25 protein-coding genes are annotated in these 20,301 nt (G+C 60.2%); 13 read left to right on the forward strand and 12 right to left on the reverse strand.

All coding sequences use genetic code 11. From position 1 onward, the window contains the following. Window positions 1-19: 19 nt before the first annotated feature. Window positions 20-667 (forward strand): arylesterase, encoded by a 648-nt coding sequence (locus ACXYMO_RS09785; protein ID WP_458878513.1) that lies wholly within the window; start codon window positions 20-22, stop codon window positions 665-667. Window positions 668-729: 62 nt separating this feature from the next. On the opposite strand, the gene ACXYMO_RS09790 is transcribed toward ACXYMO_RS09785, so the two are convergent. The 5 genes from ACXYMO_RS09790 to ACXYMO_RS09810 all read right to left on the reverse strand — a co-directional run bounded on the left by ACXYMO_RS09790 (window position 730) and on the right by ACXYMO_RS09810 (window position 3,159). After that, window positions 730-939, reverse strand: coding sequence for a cold-shock protein (locus tag ACXYMO_RS09790; RefSeq protein WP_458878514.1), 210 nt, complete (start codon window positions 937-939; stop codon window positions 730-732). 166 nt (window positions 940-1,105) lie between these two features. Then, window positions 1,106-1,645 (reverse strand): DUF4329 domain-containing protein, encoded by a 540-nt coding sequence (locus tag ACXYMO_RS09795; protein WP_458878515.1) that lies wholly within the window; start codon window positions 1,643-1,645, stop codon window positions 1,106-1,108. Window positions 1,646-1,813: 168 nt separating this feature from the next. Next, a complete protein-coding gene (locus tag ACXYMO_RS09800; RefSeq protein ID WP_458878516.1) occupies window positions 1,814-2,377 on the reverse strand; it encodes a L,D-transpeptidase in 564 nt (187 codons plus the stop codon). 146 nt (window positions 2,378-2,523) lie between these two features. After that, window positions 2,524-2,874 (reverse strand): DUF3147 family protein, encoded by a 351-nt coding sequence (locus ACXYMO_RS09805; protein WP_458878517.1) that lies wholly within the window; start codon window positions 2,872-2,874, stop codon window positions 2,524-2,526. Window positions 2,875-2,952: 78 nt separating this feature from the next. Beyond that, the gene (locus ACXYMO_RS09810; protein WP_027263247.1) at window positions 2,953-3,159 is read right to left on the reverse strand and encodes a cold-shock protein; all 207 of its coding nucleotides are present in this window, start codon (window positions 3,157-3,159) and stop codon (window positions 2,953-2,955) included. A gap of 270 nt (window positions 3,160-3,429) precedes the next feature. Between ACXYMO_RS09810 and trxC the strand changes: the two genes are divergently transcribed. Together trxC and ACXYMO_RS09820 are read left to right on the forward strand one after the other, a co-directional pair. Further along, on the forward strand, window positions 3,430-3,858 hold the full coding sequence (trxC, locus tag ACXYMO_RS09815; RefSeq protein ID WP_458878518.1) for a thioredoxin TrxC: 429 nt from the start codon (window positions 3,430-3,432) through the stop codon (window positions 3,856-3,858). Between the two features lie 155 nt (window positions 3,859-4,013). Next, on the forward strand, window positions 4,014-4,214 hold the full coding sequence (locus ACXYMO_RS09820) for a YgaP family membrane protein (RefSeq protein ID WP_458878519.1): 201 nt from the start codon (window positions 4,014-4,016) through the stop codon (window positions 4,212-4,214). 76 nt (window positions 4,215-4,290) lie between these two features. Here the strand turns inward: ACXYMO_RS09820 and ACXYMO_RS09825 are convergent, their stop codons facing one another. Together ACXYMO_RS09825 and ettA are read right to left on the reverse strand one after the other, a co-directional pair. Further along, on the reverse strand, window positions 4,291-4,965 hold the full coding sequence (locus ACXYMO_RS09825) for a hypothetical protein (protein ID WP_458878520.1): 675 nt from the start codon (window positions 4,963-4,965) through the stop codon (window positions 4,291-4,293). Between the two features lie 363 nt (window positions 4,966-5,328). Continuing rightward, the gene (gene ettA, locus ACXYMO_RS09830; RefSeq protein WP_458878521.1) at window positions 5,329-6,984 is read right to left on the reverse strand and encodes an energy-dependent translational throttle protein EttA; all 1,656 of its coding nucleotides are present in this window, start codon (window positions 6,982-6,984) and stop codon (window positions 5,329-5,331) included. A 178-nt stretch (window positions 6,985-7,162) separates the two neighbouring features. Between ettA and ACXYMO_RS09835 the strand changes: the two genes are divergently transcribed. Further along, the gene (locus ACXYMO_RS09835) at window positions 7,163-7,777 is read left to right on the forward strand and encodes a nicotinate-nucleotide adenylyltransferase (RefSeq protein WP_458878522.1); all 615 of its coding nucleotides are present in this window, start codon (window positions 7,163-7,165) and stop codon (window positions 7,775-7,777) included. Here ACXYMO_RS09835 and ACXYMO_RS09840 read toward each other — a convergent pair. After that, window positions 7,757-8,584, reverse strand: coding sequence for a DMT family transporter (locus ACXYMO_RS09840; protein ID WP_458878523.1), 828 nt, complete (start codon window positions 8,582-8,584; stop codon window positions 7,757-7,759). The genes ACXYMO_RS09835 and ACXYMO_RS09840 overlap by 21 nt on opposite strands. Window positions 8,585-8,670: 86 nt before the next feature. Between ACXYMO_RS09840 and dacB the strand changes: the two genes are divergently transcribed. Further along, the gene (dacB, locus tag ACXYMO_RS09845; RefSeq protein ID WP_458878524.1) at window positions 8,671-10,167 is read left to right on the forward strand and encodes a D-alanyl-D-alanine carboxypeptidase/D-alanyl-D-alanine endopeptidase; all 1,497 of its coding nucleotides are present in this window, start codon (window positions 8,671-8,673) and stop codon (window positions 10,165-10,167) included. Window positions 10,168-10,197: 30 nt separating this feature from the next. On the opposite strand, the gene ACXYMO_RS09850 is transcribed toward dacB, so the two are convergent. Together ACXYMO_RS09850 and ACXYMO_RS09855 are read right to left on the reverse strand one after the other, a co-directional pair. Continuing rightward, window positions 10,198-10,596 (reverse strand): L,D-transpeptidase, encoded by a 399-nt coding sequence (locus ACXYMO_RS09850; RefSeq protein WP_458878525.1) that lies wholly within the window; start codon window positions 10,594-10,596, stop codon window positions 10,198-10,200. Between the two features lie 64 nt (window positions 10,597-10,660). Then, entirely contained in the window at window positions 10,661-11,083 is a 423-nt protein-coding gene (locus tag ACXYMO_RS09855) for a tellurite resistance TerB family protein (RefSeq protein WP_458878526.1), read from the reverse strand. Between the two features lie 120 nt (window positions 11,084-11,203). On the opposite strand from ACXYMO_RS09855, the gene ACXYMO_RS09860 reads away from it, so the two are divergent. The 3 genes from ACXYMO_RS09860 (at window position 11,204) to ACXYMO_RS09870 (ending at window position 15,708) form a co-directional block, all read left to right on the forward strand. Then, window positions 11,204-12,778: a lysine--tRNA ligase gene (locus ACXYMO_RS09860; RefSeq protein WP_458878527.1), complete on the forward strand. Its 1,575-nt coding sequence runs from the start codon at window positions 11,204-11,206 to the stop codon at window positions 12,776-12,778. A gap of 88 nt (window positions 12,779-12,866) precedes the next feature. After that, the gene (locus ACXYMO_RS09865) at window positions 12,867-13,268 is read left to right on the forward strand and encodes a DUF4864 domain-containing protein (RefSeq protein WP_458878528.1); all 402 of its coding nucleotides are present in this window, start codon (window positions 12,867-12,869) and stop codon (window positions 13,266-13,268) included. Window positions 13,269-13,422: 154 nt separating this feature from the next. After that, window positions 13,423-15,708 (forward strand): right-handed parallel beta-helix repeat-containing protein, encoded by a 2,286-nt coding sequence (locus ACXYMO_RS09870; RefSeq protein ID WP_458878529.1) that lies wholly within the window; start codon window positions 13,423-13,425, stop codon window positions 15,706-15,708. Here the strand turns inward: ACXYMO_RS09870 and ACXYMO_RS09875 are convergent. Both ACXYMO_RS09875 and ACXYMO_RS09880 read right to left on the reverse strand, forming a co-directional pair. After that, on the reverse strand, window positions 15,688-16,194 hold the full coding sequence (locus tag ACXYMO_RS09875; RefSeq protein ID WP_458878530.1) for a HugZ family pyridoxamine 5'-phosphate oxidase: 507 nt from the start codon (window positions 16,192-16,194) through the stop codon (window positions 15,688-15,690). The two genes, ACXYMO_RS09870 and ACXYMO_RS09875, sit on opposite strands and share 21 nt — an antisense overlap. 41 nt (window positions 16,195-16,235) lie before the next feature. Then, entirely contained in the window at window positions 16,236-16,913 is a 678-nt protein-coding gene (locus tag ACXYMO_RS09880; RefSeq protein ID WP_458878531.1) for a hypothetical protein, read from the reverse strand. Window positions 16,914-17,051: 138 nt separating this feature from the next. On the opposite strand from ACXYMO_RS09880, the gene parA reads away from it, so the two are divergent. The 5 genes from parA to ACXYMO_RS09905 all read left to right on the forward strand — a co-directional run bounded on the left by parA (window position 17,052) and on the right by ACXYMO_RS09905 (window position 20,293). Continuing rightward, a complete protein-coding gene (gene parA / locus ACXYMO_RS09885; protein WP_458878532.1) occupies window positions 17,052-17,684 on the forward strand; it encodes a ParA family partition ATPase in 633 nt (210 codons plus the stop codon). Between the two features lie 84 nt (window positions 17,685-17,768). Next, on the forward strand, window positions 17,769-18,176 hold the full coding sequence (locus ACXYMO_RS09890; RefSeq protein WP_458878533.1) for a universal stress protein: 408 nt from the start codon (window positions 17,769-17,771) through the stop codon (window positions 18,174-18,176). A gap of 66 nt (window positions 18,177-18,242) precedes the next feature. Continuing rightward, window positions 18,243-18,791, forward strand: coding sequence for a hemerythrin domain-containing protein (locus ACXYMO_RS09895; protein ID WP_458878534.1), 549 nt, complete (start codon window positions 18,243-18,245; stop codon window positions 18,789-18,791). Between the two features lie 127 nt (window positions 18,792-18,918). Then, window positions 18,919-19,839: an NYN domain-containing protein gene (locus ACXYMO_RS09900; RefSeq protein WP_458878535.1), complete on the forward strand. Its 921-nt coding sequence runs from the start codon at window positions 18,919-18,921 to the stop codon at window positions 19,837-19,839. Window positions 19,840-19,921: 82 nt separating this feature from the next. Further along, the gene (locus ACXYMO_RS09905; RefSeq protein WP_458878536.1) at window positions 19,922-20,293 is read left to right on the forward strand and encodes a TFIIB-type zinc ribbon-containing protein; all 372 of its coding nucleotides are present in this window, start codon (window positions 19,922-19,924) and stop codon (window positions 20,291-20,293) included. The last annotated feature ends 8 nt before the right edge of the window (window positions 20,294-20,301 follow it).

The following is a 20,301-nucleotide window of genomic DNA, read 5'->3' on the forward strand; positions in this document are numbered from 1 at the left end:
ATATGGAGCGGCCAGCGCGATGCGCAAGTTGATTATGAGTTTTGCCTTGATGTGTTGCGCCGCCACTGCGCGCGCAGAACCGGTGACGGTCGCCGCTCTGGGCGACAGCCTGACACAGGGCTACGGTCTGGTTCAGAAGGAAGGATTCGTTCCGCAACTGGAAAAGTGGCTGCAATCTCAAGGTGCTGATGTGGTTCTGATCAATGCGGGCGTGTCTGGCGACACCACGGCCGGGGGCGCGTCGCGGGTGGGCTGGACCCTGACGCCGGACGTGGACGCGATGATCGTGGCGCTGGGGGGGAATGATCTTTTGCGGGGGATTGATCCGGCGGTCAGCCGACAAAACCTTGAAACCATCCTGTCCGAGGCCGCCAAGGCGGAGGTCGAGGTGTTGCTGATCGGGATGGAGGCGCCGGGGAACTATGGGCCGGATTACAAGGCGGCCTTCGAGGCAAATTATGCCGAACTGGCGCAGACCTTTGGCACATTGTTCCTGCCCCGGTTTTTCGACGGTATTTCCGGCGAGGCGGGTGATCCGGCGGCCATGCGGCCCTTTTTGCAGCCGGACGGCATTCACCCGAATGCTCAAGGGGTTGCGCGGATCGTTGAAACAATCGGGCCCACGGTTCTGGACCTGCTTGCGCGCGTCAAAGACAGCAGCAAATAAAAAACCGGGCCGCAAGTGGGCCCGGTTCAAGCATCAGATCGGGCCAGTCAGGCCCGATGAAATCAGTCAGCCAGCGCGATGTTGACCGCAGATTCGCGGCCATCACGGCCGGGTTCGATGTCGAACGTCACTTTCTGATTGTCGGCCAGGCCGGTCAGCCCCGCGCGCTCAACAGCCGAAATATGCACAAACACATCCTTGCTGCCGCCGTCGGGGGCGATAAAGCCGAAGCCTTTTGTCGAGTTGAACCATTTGACGGTGCCAGTAGCCATCGTCGTTTCTCCTAAGTAGTGCTGCCCACGGAATGCGGCAGGTCGGCTAAGTCAGTGCAAGATCGAGGACTGAGCCGGTAGAGGAGCAGTGGTGTCGATAGCTTAACGTCGCATGTTTAATGTGGGGTCGATCCTACTGAGTAGCAAGTTTTTTTATCTGCACCTGCTATTCCGGCGATTCCAAGCCGAGCAACTCCTCGTAGGTATAAACCTGCGCAATCTGGCCATCGTCGCCGGGATGAAATTTCGGATCCTGAGGCAGGCATCCGAGGCCGCACAGCTGGCGGGTTATCATCGCGCGGGTGTCGATGTACCACAATCGCCCACCGGGCGTGGCGACAAAGCCGTTCAGGTGTTCGCGCCGGTCGCTTTTCATGTCGAGGGCGGTTGGAAATTCAGCGGGCACCTCCGGGTCATAGGCACCGTGCGTGTGCACCGACGCGATAAGGTCAGTTCTGGAAATGGGAACCAGTGGCGTACAACCATCGTTGCCGCCCCGGACCATATCGGTAAACCCGATCGATCCGTCCGCCTGTCGCAGAAGATAACCGCAATATTCCCTGTTGGTGGCAAACGAGAGCATTTGCAGCGCGGCAAGCCTTTCGCGAACGACTGCAAATTCCTGATCCGTGGGACCATCGGCATGGGTCGGAAGGGCCGCAACCAGCGTGGCTGCGAGCGTGGTCAGGATGACGATCAGGCTCATCGTTCGCCCCGATGGCCAAACTGCCAAACAGCCGTGGAAATGATCAAGGCAAGGTGAAAAGGCATGTTGGACCGCCACATCGGATCAGACTGCATGCGCAAGGTTATACCAACCACACGTCAGGTCCATCCATGGTGGCGATTTAATGCCATGTGCGCCAGAGCGCGCTCAGAGAACAGTGACAACCGTTCCGACCGGCACCCTCTCATACAGATCGGTGACGTGTTCGTTGAGCATCCGGATACATCCGTTGGACACGGACCGGCCAATGCTGCTGGGCTGGGTGGTGCCATGTATGCGGAAATAGGTGTCGACCCCGTTTTGGAACAGGTACAACGCGCGGGCGCCCAGCGGGTTTTTCGGTCCGCCCGGCATGATGTAATCATTGTCGACGAATTTGGCATAGGCCCGCGGATCGCGGTCGATCATCTCGTCGGTCGGGCGCCACGTGGGCCATTCTTTCTTGGCCTGAATCACAGCGGTTCCGGTGAATTCCAGCCCGGCCTTGCCGACGCCGACGCCATAGCGGATGGCTTTCTTCGGCTCAGTCACGAAATAAAGATAATAGGACCGCGGCAGGATCAGAAGTTGACCGACCTCGAATTCCTTTTTGATTTTCACAAACTGGGGAGTTGGGTCGAACACGACCTCTTCTGGTTTCTTGGCCAGTGCGGCACTGGGCAGAACCGTTGCCGCGGTGGATGTAGCGATAAAATTGCGACGGGAAATCATGACCGGCCTCACAGATGGGTTCAACAACGCAGGCAAGATTATGCCATGGGGCGGCGTGGTCAACGATTTTAGCCGTTTTCAGGGCCTTCTGACGCAGAAGTGAGGCAGTCGGGGCACATCGTGGGGTTGCATGTGGGCCATGGGTGTCAGAGATCATACCCCAGACGCGAAGCCGCCCAGATCATCAGCGCATAAAGCGCCATGGTCAGCACGCAGCCCAGCATCAACACGACCCAGAAAGACCATCCCCGGTTCAGCAGAACACCGATCAAAATGAACATCGGCAAAGAGGGCAGGACGTACCAGAAGGTTGAGGTGGAAAGATGCGCCATGTTGGCTGCATCGGGTTTTTCCTGCCAAAGCCAGATCATGGCAAGGACCGAGACCAGTGGCAAAGACGCGATCAATGCCCCAATGCCGGGTTGGCGTTTGGCGACTTCGGAAACGATGGCAATCAGGATGCCCGATATCAGGGCTTTGGCGATCACGTACCACATGGGGCCAGTGTGCCGGGATTTGCCGCATCTGGCAAATCGGGGTGTCGGACGCGCCTTGGCGCGCCCGACTGTAACAAATCAGGCCAGTGCCAGGTTTGTTGCGCTTTCGCGGCCGTCACGGCCGGCTTCGATGTCGAAGGTCACTTTCTGGTTGTCTGCCAGGCCGGTCAGGCCTGCGCGCTCAACAGCCGAAATGTGCACGAACACATCTTTGCTGCCGCCGTCGGGGGCAATAAAACCAAAACCTTTTGTCGAGTTGAACCATTTCACGGTGCCAGTGGCCATATCCGTGGTCTCCTATTTAGATGCTGCCCGCAGAATGCGACAGCTCGGCGTGGTCGGTCTGGATCGAAGACTGAGCGCCGGTGGAAGGGAGACAGTGGGTCGATAGAGAATAACGTTAGCGTGGCGCATATTGCAGATACCGGAGCAACTTGCAAGGATAATCCCAAGTGGCGCAAGGATTTCTCAGAATCGCTTGGCCGGGGTTTCGGCGATGCCAATCATACTTATATTAAATATCGAATGTGTTTTCTGGCGTAAGGAGGCTCGTCAATGAGCGCTAAGAAACTGACCTGTCTGGATTGTGGCCAACTGAACCGCGTCCCCGAAGAGAAGCTGGAAGCCGGTGCAAAATGCGGCACCTGCGGTGCGCCCCTGGTGCCATCCAGGGCTGTGGAGGTGTCGCCCGAGGTTCTGGCCAAGGCCGCACGGAACGATGACCTGCCGTTGGTGGCCGATTTCTGGGCTCCCTGGTGCGGACCGTGCCGGACGATGGCGCCTGAGTTCTCAAAGGCGGCGGCCCAGTTGAAGGGAAAGGCGCGCCTTGTGAAGGTCAATACCGAGGAACACCCTCAGACCGGCGCAAAATATGGTATTCGGGGCATTCCCACGATGGTCGCGTTTGCCAAGGGGCGTGAGGCAAAACGCCAGTCCGGTGCGCTGAGCGCAGGGCAAATCGTGGGATGGGTGCAATCGGGCTGACCCATAGCAGGGCATCTGACCGGGCGTTTGTGGCGTGTGAGAGACAACTGGCGTTAATTCATATTCAATATATTGAATTATTTGCCGGGACGTCTTACATAAAGGGCAAGTCAGGGGTTAATACAGCCCGGATGCCAGGACAAGGAGACCTGAAAATGACACTTGATCGCACCGTTATGATGTTCGCCGGTTTCATGATTTTGCTGAGCGTGGCGCTGACCGCGTTCGTGTCGCCGCTGTGGATGTGGTTCACCGTTTTCATCGGTGTAAACTTGATCCAGTCGTCGATCACGGGTTTTTGCCCGGCGGCCGTTATCTTTCGCAAACTGGGCGTGAAAAGCGGCACGGCATTCTGAGAACCGCCGCTGTTGTGAATAAGAACCAAGGGCGCCCGCAACGGCGCCCTTTTTTGTGGGCTGGTCAGACGGGTGGCTAAAACGACAGTTCGGCCACGAAACGGGCCCGGGGGGCGCGGCGCAGGTCGGTCCTGATCCCGGCCCGACGATCCAGCGCGGCGTTCACCTCGTCGCGGTGGTCTTTTGAAACGATGTCACCCTCGCAGGCGCCTTTCACGATCCAGCGCTGATAGGAAATTGGCCCCGAAACGATGCCGGAAATCACATGCGAGGCGATTTCGTGTTCCTTGACCCGGCCCGACAGGGTGAGCGTCTTGATCGCCTCGGCAATGACTTCGGCGCTTTCCTGAAACGTCATTTTTTCGAATTTGCGCATGTCGTCGGTGGGCGTGCCGTCGTTCAGGCAATGGCGTGCAACGAATATCCAATCATGCACCATATAGGCGGGCGCATAGCCCCAGGGCGAAAAGCCGGAAAACAGCTGTGCCTGCCGGGGGATCGACCCGCCATCGGTATACATCATGTCGGGGGCGATCGTGGTGATCGAGCCGCCGGACGCGCGGCGCGTAAAGGTCAGCGGGCGGGTCCGGCTGGGCACAAAGACAAACCGGCCCGAGCCAAGATCATTCCCGTCATCCACCCACATGACGAGAAGAGAGCCAGCGAAATCACCCTCGGGCGCGGCGTCGTAATTCACGACGCCACAGGCGGTGAGAAAGGCGCAGAAGAAAATTGAAACAAGGATGCGCATGGGGTGAGTGTGGTACAGCCGAGGGTTTCTTCAAAGAGACCCCTCACGTCGCGCGCAACGCGGAAACGCTTCGCGTTTTCGCCGCATCCGACCGCCCTGTCACGCCAAAGGCGTGCCATTTTTTCATAGGCGTACCTCTGGTGCGACGGCGGGTGCGATTGCATCGCCCCCGGGGCTTTCAGCCCTCTGCGGCCTCAAACTGTCCACTGGACAGTTTGCAAGACGGCGTTCGACCCGCGGTCTGGTTATGGGGCAGATTACGCATTAAAGGGCGGCCCGATGACCCGCCCGCCTAGAAATTCTGAGGAGTACGTAGGCCGTTGCTGTGCAACCGGCTCCTCGGACCCAAGAAGTTTACCCGAATTATCGGGTAAACTTCTTGAACTTCAATCGTTTCGGCTCCAGCGCGTCCGCCCCCAAGCGCCGTTTCTTGTCTTCCTCGTAATCCTCGAAATTACCTTCGAACCATTCCACGTGGGCCTCGCCCTCGAAGGCAAGGATGTGGGTACAGATACGGTCAAGGAAGAAACGGTCGTGCGAGATGACGACGGCGCAGCCGGCGAAATCGACAAGGGCGTCTTCCAACGCGCGCAGGGTTTCGACGTCAAGGTCGTTGGTCGGTTCATCGAGGAGGAGGACATTGCCGCCCTCTTTCAGCAGCCGGGCCATGTGGACGCGGTTGCGTTCCCCGCCCGAGAGCAGGCCGACTTTCTTCTGCTGATCGCCGCCCTTGAAGTTGAAGGACGAACAATAGGCGCGCGAGTTAACCTCGGCATCGCCCAGTTGGATCAGTTCGGCGCCGCCTGTAATGGCCTGCCAGACGGTGTCATCGGGCAGAAGGTCATCGCGGGACTGATCGACGTAGGACAGGTCAACCGTGTCGCCGTATTCGATTGTACCTGCATCGGGTTTTTCCTGCCCGGTCAGCATCTTGAACAGGGTCGATTTACCCGCGCCGTTGGGGCCGATCACCCCGACGATGCCGCCCGGGGGCAGGGCAAAGGACAGGTTTTCGATCAGCTGCTTGTCGCCCATGTGCTTGGACAACCCGTTCACCTCGATCACCTTTGAGCCGAGACGCGGGCCGTTGGGGATGACGATCTGGGCGCGGGCGAGTTTTTCACGCTCGGATGTGTCGGCCATTTCATTGTAGGCGGCGATCCGGGCCTTGGATTTGGCCTGACGGGCCTTGGCGCCCTGGCGCATCCATTCCAGTTCGCGTTCCAGCGTTTTCTGTTTGGATTTGTCTTCGCGGGCTTCCTGCTCCAGCCGCTTGGCCTTTTGTTCCAGCCAGGCGGAATAGTTGCCCTCGTAGGGGATGCCGCGGCCGCGGTCGAGTTCGAGAATCCATCCGGTGATGTCATCCAGGAAATAGCGGTCATGGGTGACAATCAGGATGGTGCCCTTGTAGTCGATCAGGTGCTGTTGCAGCCAGGCGATGGTTTCCGCGTCCAGGTGGTTGGTCGGTTCGTCAAGAAGCAGCATGTCGGGCGCTTCGAGCAGGAGTTTGCACAGCGCGACACGGCGTTTTTCACCGCCCGAGAGATCGGCGATATTGGCGTCGTCCGGCGGGCAGCGCAGCGCCTCCATCGAGACGTCGATCTGGCTGTCGAGATCCCAGAGGTTTTCGGCGTCGATCTGGTCCTGCAACTTGGCCATTTCATCGGCGGTTTCGTCCGAGTAATTCATCGCCAGTTCGTTGTAGCGGTCGAGAATGTCCTTTTTCTCTTTCACGCCCAGCATGACGTTTTCACGCACGTTAAGCGAGTCATCAAGCTGTGGTTCCTGCGGGAGGTACCCGACCTTGGCGCCTTCGGCGGCCCATGCCTCGCCCGTAAAATCGGTATCGAGGCCGGCCATGATTTTCATCAGGGTCGATTTACCTGCGCCGTTGACGCCGACCACGCCGATTTTCACGCCGGGCAGGAAGTTCAGGTTGATGTTTTCAAAACATTTCTTGCCACCGGGATAGGTCTTTGACACGCCGGACATGTGATAGACGTACTGATAGGCTGCCATGGGATGCTCCGCTCATTCTGGGTTTGGGCAGAGATAGTGAGTACAGGCGGTAATGGCAATGATCAGCGGGCGTCCGGATGATCGGCGCTGGTGAGCCGCGTCGGGGGCCCGGTTGTGGGATGGCGGCGGGATGGAAACCGCTGGACGCGGGACAGGCACCTGAGCTAGGCGAAGGCGAATGAGAAACAGGTTTCCATATGCGCGGGCCGGTCAGACGATCGGGTTGCTGGGCGGCTCTTTTGATCCGCCGCATGCGGGGCATGTGCATATCACCAAGCAGGCGCTGAAGCGATTTGGGCTGGACCGGGTGTGGTGGCTGGTGACGCCGGGCAACCCGCTGAAAGCGCAGGGACCGGCGCCCTTGCCGGAGCGTATGGCGGCGGCACGGGCGCTGATGCAGGACCCGCGTGTGACGGTGACCGACATCGAGGCGCAGCTGAATACCCGGGTTACGGCCGATACGGTGGCCGCGTTGGCCACGCTCTATCCCGGGGTGCGGTTCGTCTGGCTGATGGGGGCGGACAACCTGGCGAGTTTTCATCTGTGGAAGAACTGGCGCTATGTGATGGACACCGTGCCGGTTGGTGTTTTGGCGCGGCCGGGTGATCGGATTTCGGCGCGGATGTCGCCGGCGGCACGGATATATGCGCGGTATCGGATCAGCGGATCGGCGAGCCAATTGCTGGCCCATTCGCATGCGCCGGCGTGGTGTTTCGTGAATGTGCCGATGGTGGATTTCAGCTCGACCGAAATCCGCGCCAAGGGCGAATGGTCAACGTCGCACCGAGGTTGAGGCGAGCCCGGCGCCGATAACAAGGGCCAGACCCACCCATGTGAGCGTATCGGGCAGGTCCTGAAAGATAAGCCAGCCAAGGCCGGTGGCGGCGATCAGCTGAAAATAGACCAGCGGGGCCAGAACCGTGGCCGGGGCGCGGGCGTATGCAAACAGCAGCAAAAGATTGCCCGACATGGAGAAACCGGCGCTGGCCAGGGAAAGGCCTGCGATGGGCCAGGTCGGCGCGGGCAGGGCCATCAGGCCAAAGGGCAGCACCAGAATTGCGCTGATGACCAGTTGGGTGAGGCTGAGTTCGAGCGGTGAGCCGAGGTCGGACAGCCAGCGCGACGCCGTCAGGAAGGCGCCGTAGCAGGAGCCGGCAAGCACGGCCCAGGCTAGGCCGATTGTGCCACCAAAACCGGGTCGCACAACCAAAAGCACGCCGCAAAAGCCGACCGCCATCAGTGCACTACGCAGGAGGCTGGCCGGTTCGCGCAGGACCAGGGCCGACAGCACATAGCTGAGGATCGGACCGATGAAGAAGGCGGCAAAGACATTGGCCAGGGGTTCGGTACGCAGGGCGTTCTGGATCGAAAAGATGCCCGCCGCGAGAAAGGATGCCCTGAGCCAGACGCGCCAATCGGTCAGCAACCGCCACGCGCGATTGGGCACAAAGGGAAGAATCAGCGCGATGCCGATGATAAAGCGCGACCATGCGACAAACGCCGGTTCAACACCGTGGGCCGTCGTCAGAAGCTTGCCCGACATGTCCCCGGCCGGGATCAACGACATAGCGACGAACATGATGAGAACAGCCTGCCACATGCGCTGGCCATAGCAGGTTGGATCGGCCTGCGGTAGCTGCCTGTGTTGCGCTTGTCAGCACCGACGGTCTGCGGTTTAGTGCTGGCATGTTCGAACGCATGACCAGACGTCGTTTGATTGCCGGGTTGGGGGCCGTTCTGGCCGCCAACCCGGTCGCGGCCAATGCGCCGTCCCGTTCGCTGCGTCCGCAGATGCGTGGCGCAGCCGCGCGCGCGCGCCCGGCAGGCCGGCCCGAGACGATGGTGTCTAAGGCGGGGCTTTCTGGGCAGGTCGCCTGGGCGGTGGCGGATGTGAAATCGGGTCTGCGGCTGGAGTCCGTCAAAGGCGATCTGGCTCTGCCCCCGGCCAGCGTGACCAAAACGCTGACGGCGCTTTATGCGCTTGAGGTTCTGGGCGGGGATCATCGGTTTGTCACACGGCTGATGGCAACGGCGCCGGTGCAGAACGGGGTTTTGGATGGTGACCTTTTGCTGGTCGGCGGCGGTGATCCGTTGCTCAATACCGATCATCTGGCGGAGATGGCCAGACAACTCAAGGTGAGCGGCTTGCGCGAAGTTCGGGGCCGGTTTCTGGTGCATGACGGGGCCTTGCCCCGGTTGCGCAGTATAGATGACGCGCAGCCTGACCAGGTGGGATACAATCCGGCAGTGTCCGGCATTGCACTGAATTTCAACCGGGTGCATTTCGAATGGAAAAAGGGTGGCAACGGCTATGCCATCAGCATGGATGCCCGCACTGAGCGGTACCGCCCGGAAGTGCAAATGGCGCGCATGCGTGTGGTGGACCGGCAGACACCGGTGTTCACCTATGACGACAGCAAGGCGGTCGAGCATTGGACTGTCGCGCGCGGTGCGTTGGGCCGCGGCGGGTCGCGCTGGTTGCCGGTACGAAAGCCGGCAGATTACGCGGGCGATGTGATGCGCTCGCTCGTGCGATCGCACGGCATTGTTCTGAAACAGGCAGAGTCGACCCGCAGCTTGCCGCCCGGCGGCGATACGCTGGTGACCCACCAAAGCGCGCCGTTGTGGTCGATCCTGAAGGGGATGCTTAAGTATTCGACCAACCTGACGGCGGAAATGATCGGGCTGAGCGCGACAACGCGATTGGCGGGGCATCCGGCCTCGATCAGGGCCTCGGCGCGGCATATGAGTAAATGGGCCGAGCATCGGTTCGGAATGAAGAACACGCTGCTGGTCGATCATTCGGGTTTGGGGGACGGATCACGAATGACCGCTGAGGATCTGGTGGGTGCGCTGGTTGAGGTGCGCAAACGCGGTGCGCTGCGCCCGTTGCTGAAAACCATCGCAATACGTGATGCGAAAGGACGGCTTTTGCGGGACCATCCGATCAAGGTGAATGCCAAGACCGGAACTTTGAATTTCGTGTCGGGTCTGGGCGGGTTCATGACAGCGGCGGATGGCACCGAACTGGCCTTTGCCATTTTCGCGGCCGACACGGCGACGCGGTCGCGGATCAAGAAGGCGGACCGCGAAACCCCGCAAGGCGCGCGCAGTTACAACAGCCGGGCCAAGAAATTCCAGCAGGTTCTGATCGAGCGGTGGGGGTTGTTGTACGGGAGTTAGGACGCGGCTTTCGGGACGGGCCGGAAGTCATCAGTCCCGAACGATGATCAAAGTGTCTGACATGCCGACCTCAAGCACCATGTTGAACAGGATTTCAGCATTATCGGGGTGCAGGCGGACGCATCCGGCCGATGCGACACAGCCGAGTTTTTCAATCTGGGTGGTGCCGTGAATGGCGTAGTTGCCGGCAAAGAAGATGGAAAACGGCATTGGTGCCCTGTCATAGATGGTCGAGAAATGCATCCGTTTCAGCGCCTTTGGTCTGAACACCCCGGTCGGTGTGTTCTTGCCGGGTCGCGCGGTCGAGACCGGCCAGCGATACAGCAGTTTGCCCTCACGATAGACGGTCATTTCCTGGTCGGATTTATCGATCCTTGCCTCAAGCGTGGCGGCGATGGCGTCTGTGCAAAAGATGCACAGCCAGATCACGGCGCCCGACAGGAGGCAAAGCAACGGGTTGCAGCGTGAGAGGAGGGCGCGAACCTTCACCGGTTCAGGTCAGGTGGCGCGCGCGTGCGCCCCGTTCGATCGCGGCTGCATGCAGGCGGTCAATGACAAGTTCATAGCGCATTTCCTCAAGCAGGCGCAGTTCGGATTCCGCAAGCGTGCCATCGGCAGCGGCCACGTCGCAGGCCAGAGCATAAGCTGTTTCGAACAGGCGCTCGGGCAGGTTGTCACGGATCAGGCCAAACAGCGCGTCAAGCCCGTCTTCCTGTTCGAACAGGTCGAAAACGATCTGGGACACGGTGTTCATGCGATCGATGTCATACCCGGCAAAGACTGGCAGCATATTCACCGATGACTGGATCTTGACCAGTTCAGCAGTGCGGATGTTTTCGTCAGACGCGGAAACCGCAACCATGAGCGCCACAAGGCAGTCCTGGGCGCTGAGAACGTGAGGAGTATTGTCGGTCACGGTATACGTGTCCTTTGTGTGAATTCTGTTGCAGTGCAGAATATTGACGCCACAGGCGCAGCACAATAGGAACCGTCGCTAGGTTACGCGAAGTGCGCAGCCTTTGATCCGGAGTGTGACATGTCTGAGATGCGCGAAGCGGCCCTTGCGTCGAAAGCCTGGCCTTTTGAAGAGGCACGTCGGGTTGCCAAACGCTATGCCAAGGGTGCGCCCGAAAAAGGATATGTCCTGTTTGAAACCGGGTACGGGCCGTCGGGTCTGCCCCATATCGGTACCTTTGGCGAGGTCGCGCGCACCACGATGATCAAACGCGCCTTCGAGGTGATTTCGGACATTCCGACCAAGCTGATCTGTTTCTCGGACGATCTGGACGGGATGCGCAAAGTGCCGGGCAACGTGCCGAACCAGGACATGTTGCAGGAGCATCTGCAAAAGCCGCTGACCTCGGTCCCTGATCCGTTTGGCACGCATGAGAGTTTTGGCGCGCATAACAACGCGATGCTGCGCCGGTTCCTGGACACGTTCGGGTTTGAATACGAATTCATCAGCGCGACCGAGTTCTATCGCTCGGGGCAGTTTGACGAGGTGCTGAAGCGCGCCTGTGAGCGGTATGACGACGTCATGAAGATCATGCTCAAGTCGTTGCGCGAGGAACGTCAGCAGACCTATTCGATCTTTTTGCCGATCCATCCCGAAACCGGGCGGGTTTTGTACGTGCCGATGAAAAAGGTCGATGCCGAGAATTACACCGTCACCTTTGACGATGAGGATGGCAAGGAATGGACGCTGCCGGTCACCGGTGGCAACGTGAAATTGCAGTGGAAGCCTGATTTCGGCGCGCGCTGGGCGGCGCTGGGCGTCGACTTCGAGATGTACGGCAAGGACCATTCAACCAATACGCCGATCTATGACGGGATTTGCCGGGTGCTGGGCGCGCCCGCGCCGGAGCATTTCACCTATGAGCTGTTCCTGGATGAGAACGGGCAGAAGATTTCAAAGTCGAGCGGCAATGGTGTGTCGATTGACGAATGGCTGACCTATGCCAGCGCCGAAAGCCTGTCGTATTTCATGTATCAAAAGCCGAAGACGGCCAAGCGGATGTATTTCGATGTCATCCCCAAGGCGGTCGATGAATACCACCAGCAGTTGCGCGCCTATCCGGGACAGGACCTGAAGGCGCAGTTGAACAATCCGGTGTGGCATATCCACGGTGGGGATGTCCCGGAATCGACCCTGGTCGTGCCGTTTGCCATGCTGTTGAACCTGGCCTCGGTTTCGGGGGCCGAGGAAAAGGAACAGTTGTGGGGGTTCATCAACCGCTATGCGCCGGATGCCTCGCCCGAGACACATCCGGATCTGGACAATGCGGCCGCCTTTGCGGTGCGGTATTTCAACGATTTCGTCAAACCGACCCGCCAGTTCCGCGCCCCGACCGATCAGGAGCGTGAGGCGCTTGAGGCGTTGCGGGCCGAACTGGTCGCCTATGACGGGCCGGTCGAGGATGAGGCGCTGCAATCGGTCGTTTATTCTGTCGGGCGCGAGCGGTTCGATCCGATGCGAGGCTGGTTCACGGCGCTGTACGAGGTGCTGCTGGGTGCCAGCCAAGGGCCGCGCTTTGGTGGGTTCATCGCGCTTTACGGTGTTGATGAAACGGTGGCCCTGATCGATCGCGCCCTGGCGGGTGAGCTGGTCTGACCACGCCATCGGCAGAATTCCCCGTTCAAGGATTCACTGTTGGTGAGTGTTGCTGTAGGGTTCGGCTGAACTCAGACCGGAGGACCCTATGCGTCGTATCCTGATTGTGCTGTGTCTGGTAATTGGTTTTGTTGGTCCCGCGTCCGCAAAGGACGTTGAAATTGAAGAAACCATCGGGGCGCAGCTGGATGCGTTCCTGGTGGGGGATCTGGCCGAGGCCTTTGGCTATGCCAGTCCGACGATCCAGAAAATCTTTCGCACGCCTGAAAACTTCGGGTTCATGGTCCGGGATGGATACCCGATGGTCTGGCAGCCCTCGGATGTTCAGTTTCTGGAGTTGCGCGAGATTTCCGGATCGCTGTGGCAGAAGGTCATGGTGACCGACGCGCAAGGCAATATTCACCTGTTGGACTATCAGATGGTCGAGCTGGAAAGCGGGTGGAAAATCAACGCCGTGCAGCTTACGGACTCGGCCACAGTCGGGGCCTGAAGACCCCGGTACACCGGGAGCACCGTGACGGTGCCGTGAGAGCCTTTTAATCCTTTTTCATTACCCCGGCCTGCACCCAAGGGACGGTTTCCCAAGGGCACAGGTTTGGCCTGTCCGGGCGTCCCGGTCGGGTGGATTCGGGAAAGGGATTTGGATGAACAAGGCAATCACCGATGGCGTGCTTTTGATGCCGCCTGCGTTCGAAAACGGGCTGGATGTCTGGTCAAGCGGGGACGGCACGCCGGGGTCGGACACCTATGACGGAGCGGTGAATGCCGTGTTCGTTCCGGCGGATCAGGATTTTGGCAGCTGTCTGGAGATTCAGAAAACCCAGGCCGTACAAAAGCTGCGCTATATGGGGGAAACGCCGCTTTTGCCCGGCTGCTATCTGCAGATTCGCGTGCGGGTCAAAGCGGTCAGCGGGAATTTGCCTACTGTGCGCGTTGCCGGTTGGGCTGGGGGCGCGGGCGGTGTGCATGTGGACGGTCTGACCGAGGCGGGCCCGGCAACGACCATCAGCAGTTATGGCGACGTGGTCGAGGTCACGGCGATTGTCGGGGCTGGAGCTCGTGGCGGCGTTGATATGCCCTGGGGCACCGGGGCGCTGTATGGGCATTTCGGAATTGATCTGACCGGGGCAACTGGCGGCGTTGTGCGGATTGACGATGTCGATATTTCCGATGTCACGTCTTATTTCCTGCGCGACATGATCAGCGTTGTCGATGTCCGCGATTTTGGCGCCGTGGGCGACGGGGTGAAGGACAACACTGCGGCCTTTGCCGCCGCCGACAACGCGGCCGCCGGTCGGCGGGTTCTGGTACCGGCCGGCGTGTACCACCTAGCCGACAGCGTCACCTTTGACTCGCCCGTCGAATTCGAGGGCACGGTCACAATGCCCGCCGACAAGATGCTGCTTTTGACCAAAACATATGATCTGCCCCATTACATCGCTGCCTTTGGCGACGAGGAACTGGCGTTCAAAAAGGCATTTCAGGCGCTGTTGAACAACGCCGATCATGAATCGCTGGATATGGGCGGGCGCAAGTTGACGGTCAGTGCGCCCATCAACATGCAGGCGGCGGTTCCGAACAAGACCAGCTATGCCACCCGCCGCGTCATTCGCAACGGGCAGTTGGAGGCCACAGGGGCGGCGGCGTGGGATACGCAAACCGTGACCTCGCAGGCCACCTATGCCGCTGCGGACCCCCGCAAGCTGAGCAATGTGGTCAACGTGGCCAATGTGCCCGTGGGGGCATTGGTCGAGGGCAATGGCGTGGGGCGCGAGGTCTACGTGCGCGCCAAGAACGTCGGAACCGGAGAGATCACGCTGAACGCGCCGCTTTATGACGCGGAGGGCACGCAAGATTTCACCTTTCGCGATTTCAAATACCTGCTGGATTTCAGCGGTTTCAGTCAGCTGAGCAAATTCGGCCTCTCTGACATCGAATTCCAGTGCAACGGTCTGAGCAGCGCGGTGCGGCTTGCGCCCAGCGGGGTGATCTTCAACATGCGCGATTGCTTTGTCACGCGGCCCAGGGACCGTGGCATCACCTCGATCGGGGAAGGGTGCCAGGGCATGCTGATCGACCGCTGCCAGTTCCTGTCGAACGAGGATGCGCTGGACGTGGCCGACCGGGTGTCGATTGCCCTGAACGCCAATGCCAATGACGTGAAACTGCGCAACAACCGGGCCACCAAGTTCCGCCATTTCGCGGTGCTGGAAGGTTCCAACAGCGTTGTGATCGGGAACCATTTCTTTCAGGGGGACAATGTCGTTGACGGGACACGGACGGCGGGCATCGTTGTCGCCAACAACTATGCGAGCGCAACGATTACCGGCAATTACATCGACAATTGCACAATTGAATGGACAAATGAACGTGATCCGTTCCCCGATTTCGTCAGCGGGTTTTCCTTCAGCGCGATGAGCATCACTGACAACATCTTTCTGTCGGGCAATGTGGCCCCGTGGTTCAGCTACATTGTGGTCAAACCCTATGGCACCGGGCATTTCCTGAACGGGGTGACGGTTTCGGGGAACAAGTTCCGCAGCACCAACGGCTCGATCGACAGGGCCGAGCGGGTCGATACCAGCTTTGCCCCGCTGGACCACGGCCGACACAAGGATGTGAGTTTCCAAGGCAATTCCTATCATCAGGTCAGCAAGCAGGTCGCAAACCCGCTGCGTGTCCGCCACACCGAAGGGTCAGTTGCGCAAAGCTGGTCTATCGACATGAATGGGGAACTACCGTTTGGCGGTCAGGCACGTGGCGTCGACAGCGTGGTTGCGCTGGAGGCGATCACGAACGCCGCGGGGCAGGCCCGTCATTCGGTGCCATTCGCGCGCGTCAACCAAGGGGCGGACAAGGATCAGGTTGTTCTGGTCTGGGATGAACCGGTGCAGGGCGAGGTAGCAATGTCAGTTCGGATCGATACCTGAAGGGTCTGGCAAACCCATGTCCCGTGGCGCCAGGTGAAACGCCTTGCCAAAGCCGCCGTTCAGAAACCCGAGCGAGACGCTGAAAAGGACAAAGGAAAAATCGGCGAAATCTATGTAAAGTTTCGCCTTGGGATGGCTGCGCAGGTAATGCGTGGCCATTTCCGCATAATGCGGCGCGCTGTGGGACAGAAAGGTTGCCTGCGCCTGGAGTGTCAGGCGGGGCTGGTTCAGCGGGTCACCGCGCGTGCCGGGGTCACCAATCAGAAGGGAACAGGCTTTGTGGGCGCGCAGGGCGGATGTGTGCATCGACAAGTCCGAAACCAGCGTCAGCGGCGTGCCGTCAGGTCCCGCGCCGAAGGCGACGCGCGTCACCAGCGGGCTTCCGTCCGGCTGGATCACGCCCAAGGACGCGATCCGCGCCGCACCTAGCAGGTCGCGCGCCATCTGGCGGGCATCGTCATCAGTGGGGCGGATCGGGTTTGTCATGCGTGCGATGTTAGGCGCGTGATACGCGATCCTCAAGACGATCAGAACTTGCGCCAGACCTCGAACCCTATGCCGGTGGCAGGGACGGCGCCTGTTTTACGTTCGATCCCCAGGACCCAGGTCGACGTTTTCTTTTTCTTCCCTTTGGTGTCGAACATCAGGTGGGCCGAGCCGGTTACCGACAGCGGCTGTCCCGAAATATGGCTGGCCCCCAGCTTGAACATGGGACGGAGCCGCGCGCCCGAGGATTGCCCGATTGTCGTGTCCAGTTTGTAGATCGGCCGGGCCTCGCCCAGCCGGCGTTCCAGGGTCGCCTCGATATTCATCCACCCGTGGCCCCAGCGCCGTTCAAAGCCGCGCCCATAGGCGAGGGTAGATTTGAACATGGCGTGCCACTGGCCGATGCGATAGTGACTTCCAGCGCCGAGTTCCAGGGACATACTGTGCGGTTTGTCGAGATTGCCGAGCGGGAACCGCAGAAAGCCGATGACATGGCCATAAGTGGCAGAGGTATCGTTTATCGCGACACCCAGTGTGAGGCGCGGTTTCAGACCGTATTCGCCGTAGATTTCAGTATTGGAGGCCAGAGACTCGGGCGTTTTACGCAGGGTGTTGCCGGTCGAGAGAAAGAATTGCCCGGTCTCACGCATCCATCCCCCCGCGCGGGCAGGTGGCGCGACCGTCAGGCAGCACAGCAAGATCGCCAGAGCGCGTCGCATTCCGATATCCTCCGCGCTCATATTCGTTAAGCATGGTTAACGCATCGTTACCGCGTGATCGGATCCCTGTGGCGGAATGCCCATTGCGCAGATGCGGCGAAGTGATATGCTGCAATGCAGCAAGGACAGGAGTCTCGGATGGGACGTGTCATCACAATCGCACAACAAAAAGGCGGGGCCGGCAAGACGACGCTGGCCGTCAACCTGGCCGTCGGTTTTGCCAAGGCCGGGAAATCCGTGGCCCTGATGGATACCGACCCGCAGGGCAGCGCAGGGCGCTGGTTCATGACCCGTATGGAAGAGCAAGGGGACCCGGGGCTGGAGTTTTCGACTGCCTCGGCCTGGGGAGTGCCCTATGAATGCCGCAAGCTGGCCGAGGCGCATGACATTGTCATCATCGACACGCCGCCCAAGGCCGACAGCGACCTGCGTCCGGCGCTCAGGGCGTCGGATCTGGTTCTGATCCCGGTTGCGACTTCGCATCTGGATCTTTGGGCTGTCGAAGTGGTTCTGTTCCTCGCCGCACGTGAGAACGTTCCGACGATGATGGTCATGACACGCGCCCGCGCGGGCACGCGCTTGGCCGCTGACGTTGCTGAAAAGGCTGCCGAGATGGACGCTGAGGTGGCAAAGACACCGATGGCGAACCGGGTCGTCTATGCCGAAACGCTGGGCAAGGGCAAGGCGGCGCTTGAGGCGCCCAAGGGCCCCGCGCACGCAGAGGTGGCCGCCCTTGTGCGCGAGGTCGAGGCGGCACTGGACGCGCTATAATGCCAGCCGACCCGTATGATTTGAATCAATGTTGCCGGCTCCGATCCGGTCCAATCTGTGTGGGAACAGATCAGGAGATTTCGGATGTATCACAATATTCTCGTTCCCATCGCCTTTGACGCCGAGCGCGATACCTCGGCCCCGCTGAAGTTGGCCCAATTGCTGGCGACGCCAGAGGCCAAGATCACGCTGTTGCATGTCGTCGAACATATCCCCGGCTATGCGATTTCCTATTTGCCGCCCGATTACATGGCCGAGGCGCGCAAAGCCATCGCCGGAAAACTGAGCGACATGGCCGCCGAACTGCCCAATGCCACCGGCGTTGTCATCGAAGGCCATTCGGGCCGCAGCATTCTGGACTGGGCAAGGGAAAATCATCCTGACCTGATCATCATCGCGTCGCATCGCCCCGGGATGAGCGACCTGTTGCTTGGGTCCACCGCGGCACAGGTCGTGCGCCACGCACCCTGCGCGGTGCATGTGGTGCGCTGATCCCGCGTCACACCTGCCGCGCGGAGAAGCCTTGCCCTGACGCGGGCAGTGCACTACCTGCGCGGGATGAATGCGAACGACACCCTTGAACTGAACCAGCGCGCCGGGCTGCCCGACGCGCTGCGTGTTTTGGTAACGGAAATCCCGCGCGAGGCGTGGCAGGCGCATCCGAATTTCGGCGGCATGGTCGAATTCTGGTTGCAACGACACATGATGTTCCGCCAGATTCTGGAACGGATGGAGCGTGACGTTCAAGCCCATGTGGACGGGCATCTCGACTTCAAGGCCTATGCCCCGCGCCTGTCGCGCTATGGCGGCATGTTGCTGAACGAATTGCACGGCCATCACCAGATCGAGGATCACCATTATTTCCCGCGTCTTGTACAATTGGACCGGCGGATCGAGGCGGGGTTTGACCTGCTCGAGGCCGACCACGGCGCCATGGACGGGCTGCTGCACGACATGGCCGGTGCGGCAAACGCGGTGCTGCAGGGGGGCGAAGCCGGTGTGTTTTCCGACCGGCTGGACGAATTTGGCACCTTGCTGAACCGGCATCTGGTGGACGAGGAAGACATCATCGTCCCGGTGATCCTGAAAAGCGGGTTTGACGGTTAGGGGCGTGTCGGTGGCGGCGCAACAGGCCGAAATCGATTCCGGGCATGGTTGACGCAAAGGCGAATATGTGGCCCATACTCTACTTATGAGTGCGCCGTTGTTGCTTTTCTTGTTGTCTCTTTCAGGTATGGCCGCATCCGTTCTGATCTACGGTCCGGTTCTCAGCGATGTCCTTCTGCTCAGTGCCACCGTGTTCTTTTCAGCCACGGTTATTTTCATCAGGGCGTTATGGCGCAAGTCGCCGACATACGTTGTGATTGACGGATCCAATGTAATGCACTGGAAGGACGACAGCGCATCCCTCGGCACCGTGCAACAGCTGCTGGGGCTGCTGCACGAACAGGACAAGGTGCCGGTTGTCTGGTTTGACGCAAACGTCGGATACAAGGTTCGCGATCGCTATCTGGGGCCCGGACCGCTGGCGCGTATACTGGGACTTTCACCGCGCCAGGTCTTTGTTGCGCCCAAGGGCACGCCGGCCGATCCTTTGCTGCTGGAAGATGCGCAAAAGCTGAACGCGACTGTGATCACCAATGACCGGTTTCGCGATTGGGCCGAAAGCCATCCACAGATTGCGCAGCCCGGGTTTCTGGTGGGGGGGCAGGTGCAGGGGGACAACATCAAGCTGACCGACGGGTCCCTGGCCGAGCCGCTAAAAGAACCGGTCCAACAAACGCGCCGCCATCGCCGCGCCGACCGGCTGCGGGCCAAGGCGCTGTCACCGCGCAGGGTGATGTGGGCGCTGGCTGCCTTACCGATTATTACGGCGTCGACTGCCCTGTCGGTCTATATCCGCACCAGCCCCTATGAACCGGGCGAGGCGGTACTGCACCTCGCGGCGATGGCGGGGTGCGGTGTGGCGGGCAAGGTGGGGCTGAGCCCGGCCAACCGGGGCGAGTTGGGATATCACGTGCGCAACGATGCGGATGGCAACGGGGTGGCGTGCGAGCCCACGGAGGCACATATCGTGTCGCGGGGGCAGGTACCGGCCCGGCGCCGCACCGAGACCACCCGCACGGTCGGGGGTGCAAAGTTCGTGAAACCCTGAGCACGTCCTGGGTGGCCGAAGGTTGCAGGGCGGCATCCGGTTTCCCATATCAAGGGTGTCCAAAATGGGAAGGAGCCGTTTGATGAAATGTCCGCTGTGCCACATTGATTTGAAGATGAGCGAACGCCACGGGGTCGAGGTGGATTACTGCCCGAAATGCCGGGGCGTCTGGCTGGACCGGGGCGAGCTGGACAAGATCATCGAAAAGGCGACCGAACCGATGGTTCTGCCCGATCCGGACCCCAAGCCGCGCACGCAGGCCGAACCGCCGCGCGAATGGCGCGAACCCTATTCCGATGATCGGCATGACGAGGCCCGGTACGAGGACCGAAGGGGCCAGTCATACGACGACCGGCATGACGAGGTCCGCTACGAGCGGGCGACCCGATATCCGCCAAAGAAACACAAGAAGAAACGCAAAAGCATCCTGGCCGAGATTTTCGATTTCGACTGATGCGGGCC

It is taken from the genome of Arenibacterium sp. CAU 1754, assembly GCF_054482635.1.

Coding starts and splice junctions, on each gene's coding strand:
- ACXYMO_RS09785 (WP_458878513.1), top strand. CDS start 20: ATGCGCAAGTTGATTATGAGTTTTGCCTTGATGTGTTGCGCCGCCACT.
- ACXYMO_RS09790 (WP_458878514.1), bottom strand. CDS start 939: ATGGCTACTGGCACCGTCAAATGGTTCAACTCGACAAAAGGCTTCGGC.
- ACXYMO_RS09795 (WP_458878515.1), bottom strand. CDS start 1,645: ATGAGCCTGATCGTCATCCTGACCACGCTCGCAGCCACGCTGGTTGCG.
- ACXYMO_RS09800 (WP_458878516.1), bottom strand. CDS start 2,377: ATGATTTCCCGTCGCAATTTTATCGCTACATCCACCGCGGCAACGGTT.
- ACXYMO_RS09805 (WP_458878517.1), bottom strand. CDS start 2,874: ATGTGGTACGTGATCGCCAAAGCCCTGATATCGGGCATCCTGATTGCC.
- ACXYMO_RS09810 (WP_027263247.1), bottom strand. CDS start 3,159: ATGGCCACTGGCACCGTGAAATGGTTCAACTCGACAAAAGGTTTTGGT.
- trxC (WP_458878518.1), top strand. CDS start 3,430: ATGAGCGCTAAGAAACTGACCTGTCTGGATTGTGGCCAACTGAACCGC.
- ACXYMO_RS09820 (WP_458878519.1), top strand. CDS start 4,014: ATGACACTTGATCGCACCGTTATGATGTTCGCCGGTTTCATGATTTTG.
- ACXYMO_RS09825 (WP_458878520.1), bottom strand. CDS start 4,965: ATGCGCATCCTTGTTTCAATTTTCTTCTGCGCCTTTCTCACCGCCTGT.
- ettA (WP_458878521.1), bottom strand. CDS start 6,984: ATGGCAGCCTATCAGTACGTCTATCACATGTCCGGCGTGTCAAAGACC.
- ACXYMO_RS09835 (WP_458878522.1), top strand. CDS start 7,163: ATGAGAAACAGGTTTCCATATGCGCGGGCCGGTCAGACGATCGGGTTG.
- ACXYMO_RS09840 (WP_458878523.1), bottom strand. CDS start 8,584: ATGTGGCAGGCTGTTCTCATCATGTTCGTCGCTATGTCGTTGATCCCG.
- dacB (WP_458878524.1), top strand. CDS start 8,671: ATGTTCGAACGCATGACCAGACGTCGTTTGATTGCCGGGTTGGGGGCC.
- ACXYMO_RS09860 (WP_458878527.1), top strand. CDS start 11,204: ATGTCTGAGATGCGCGAAGCGGCCCTTGCGTCGAAAGCCTGGCCTTTT.
- ACXYMO_RS09865 (WP_458878528.1), top strand. CDS start 12,867: ATGCGTCGTATCCTGATTGTGCTGTGTCTGGTAATTGGTTTTGTTGGT.
- ACXYMO_RS09870 (WP_458878529.1), top strand. CDS start 13,423: ATGAACAAGGCAATCACCGATGGCGTGCTTTTGATGCCGCCTGCGTTC.
- ACXYMO_RS09875 (WP_458878530.1), bottom strand. CDS start 16,194: ATGACAAACCCGATCCGCCCCACTGATGACGATGCCCGCCAGATGGCG.
- ACXYMO_RS09880 (WP_458878531.1), bottom strand. CDS start 16,913: ATGCGACGCGCTCTGGCGATCTTGCTGTGCTGCCTGACGGTCGCGCCA.
- parA (WP_458878532.1), top strand. CDS start 17,052: ATGGGACGTGTCATCACAATCGCACAACAAAAAGGCGGGGCCGGCAAG.
- ACXYMO_RS09890 (WP_458878533.1), top strand. CDS start 17,769: ATGTATCACAATATTCTCGTTCCCATCGCCTTTGACGCCGAGCGCGAT.
- ACXYMO_RS09895 (WP_458878534.1), top strand. CDS start 18,243: ATGAATGCGAACGACACCCTTGAACTGAACCAGCGCGCCGGGCTGCCC.
- ACXYMO_RS09900 (WP_458878535.1), top strand. CDS start 18,919: ATGGCCGCATCCGTTCTGATCTACGGTCCGGTTCTCAGCGATGTCCTT.
- ACXYMO_RS09905 (WP_458878536.1), top strand. CDS start 19,922: ATGAAATGTCCGCTGTGCCACATTGATTTGAAGATGAGCGAACGCCAC.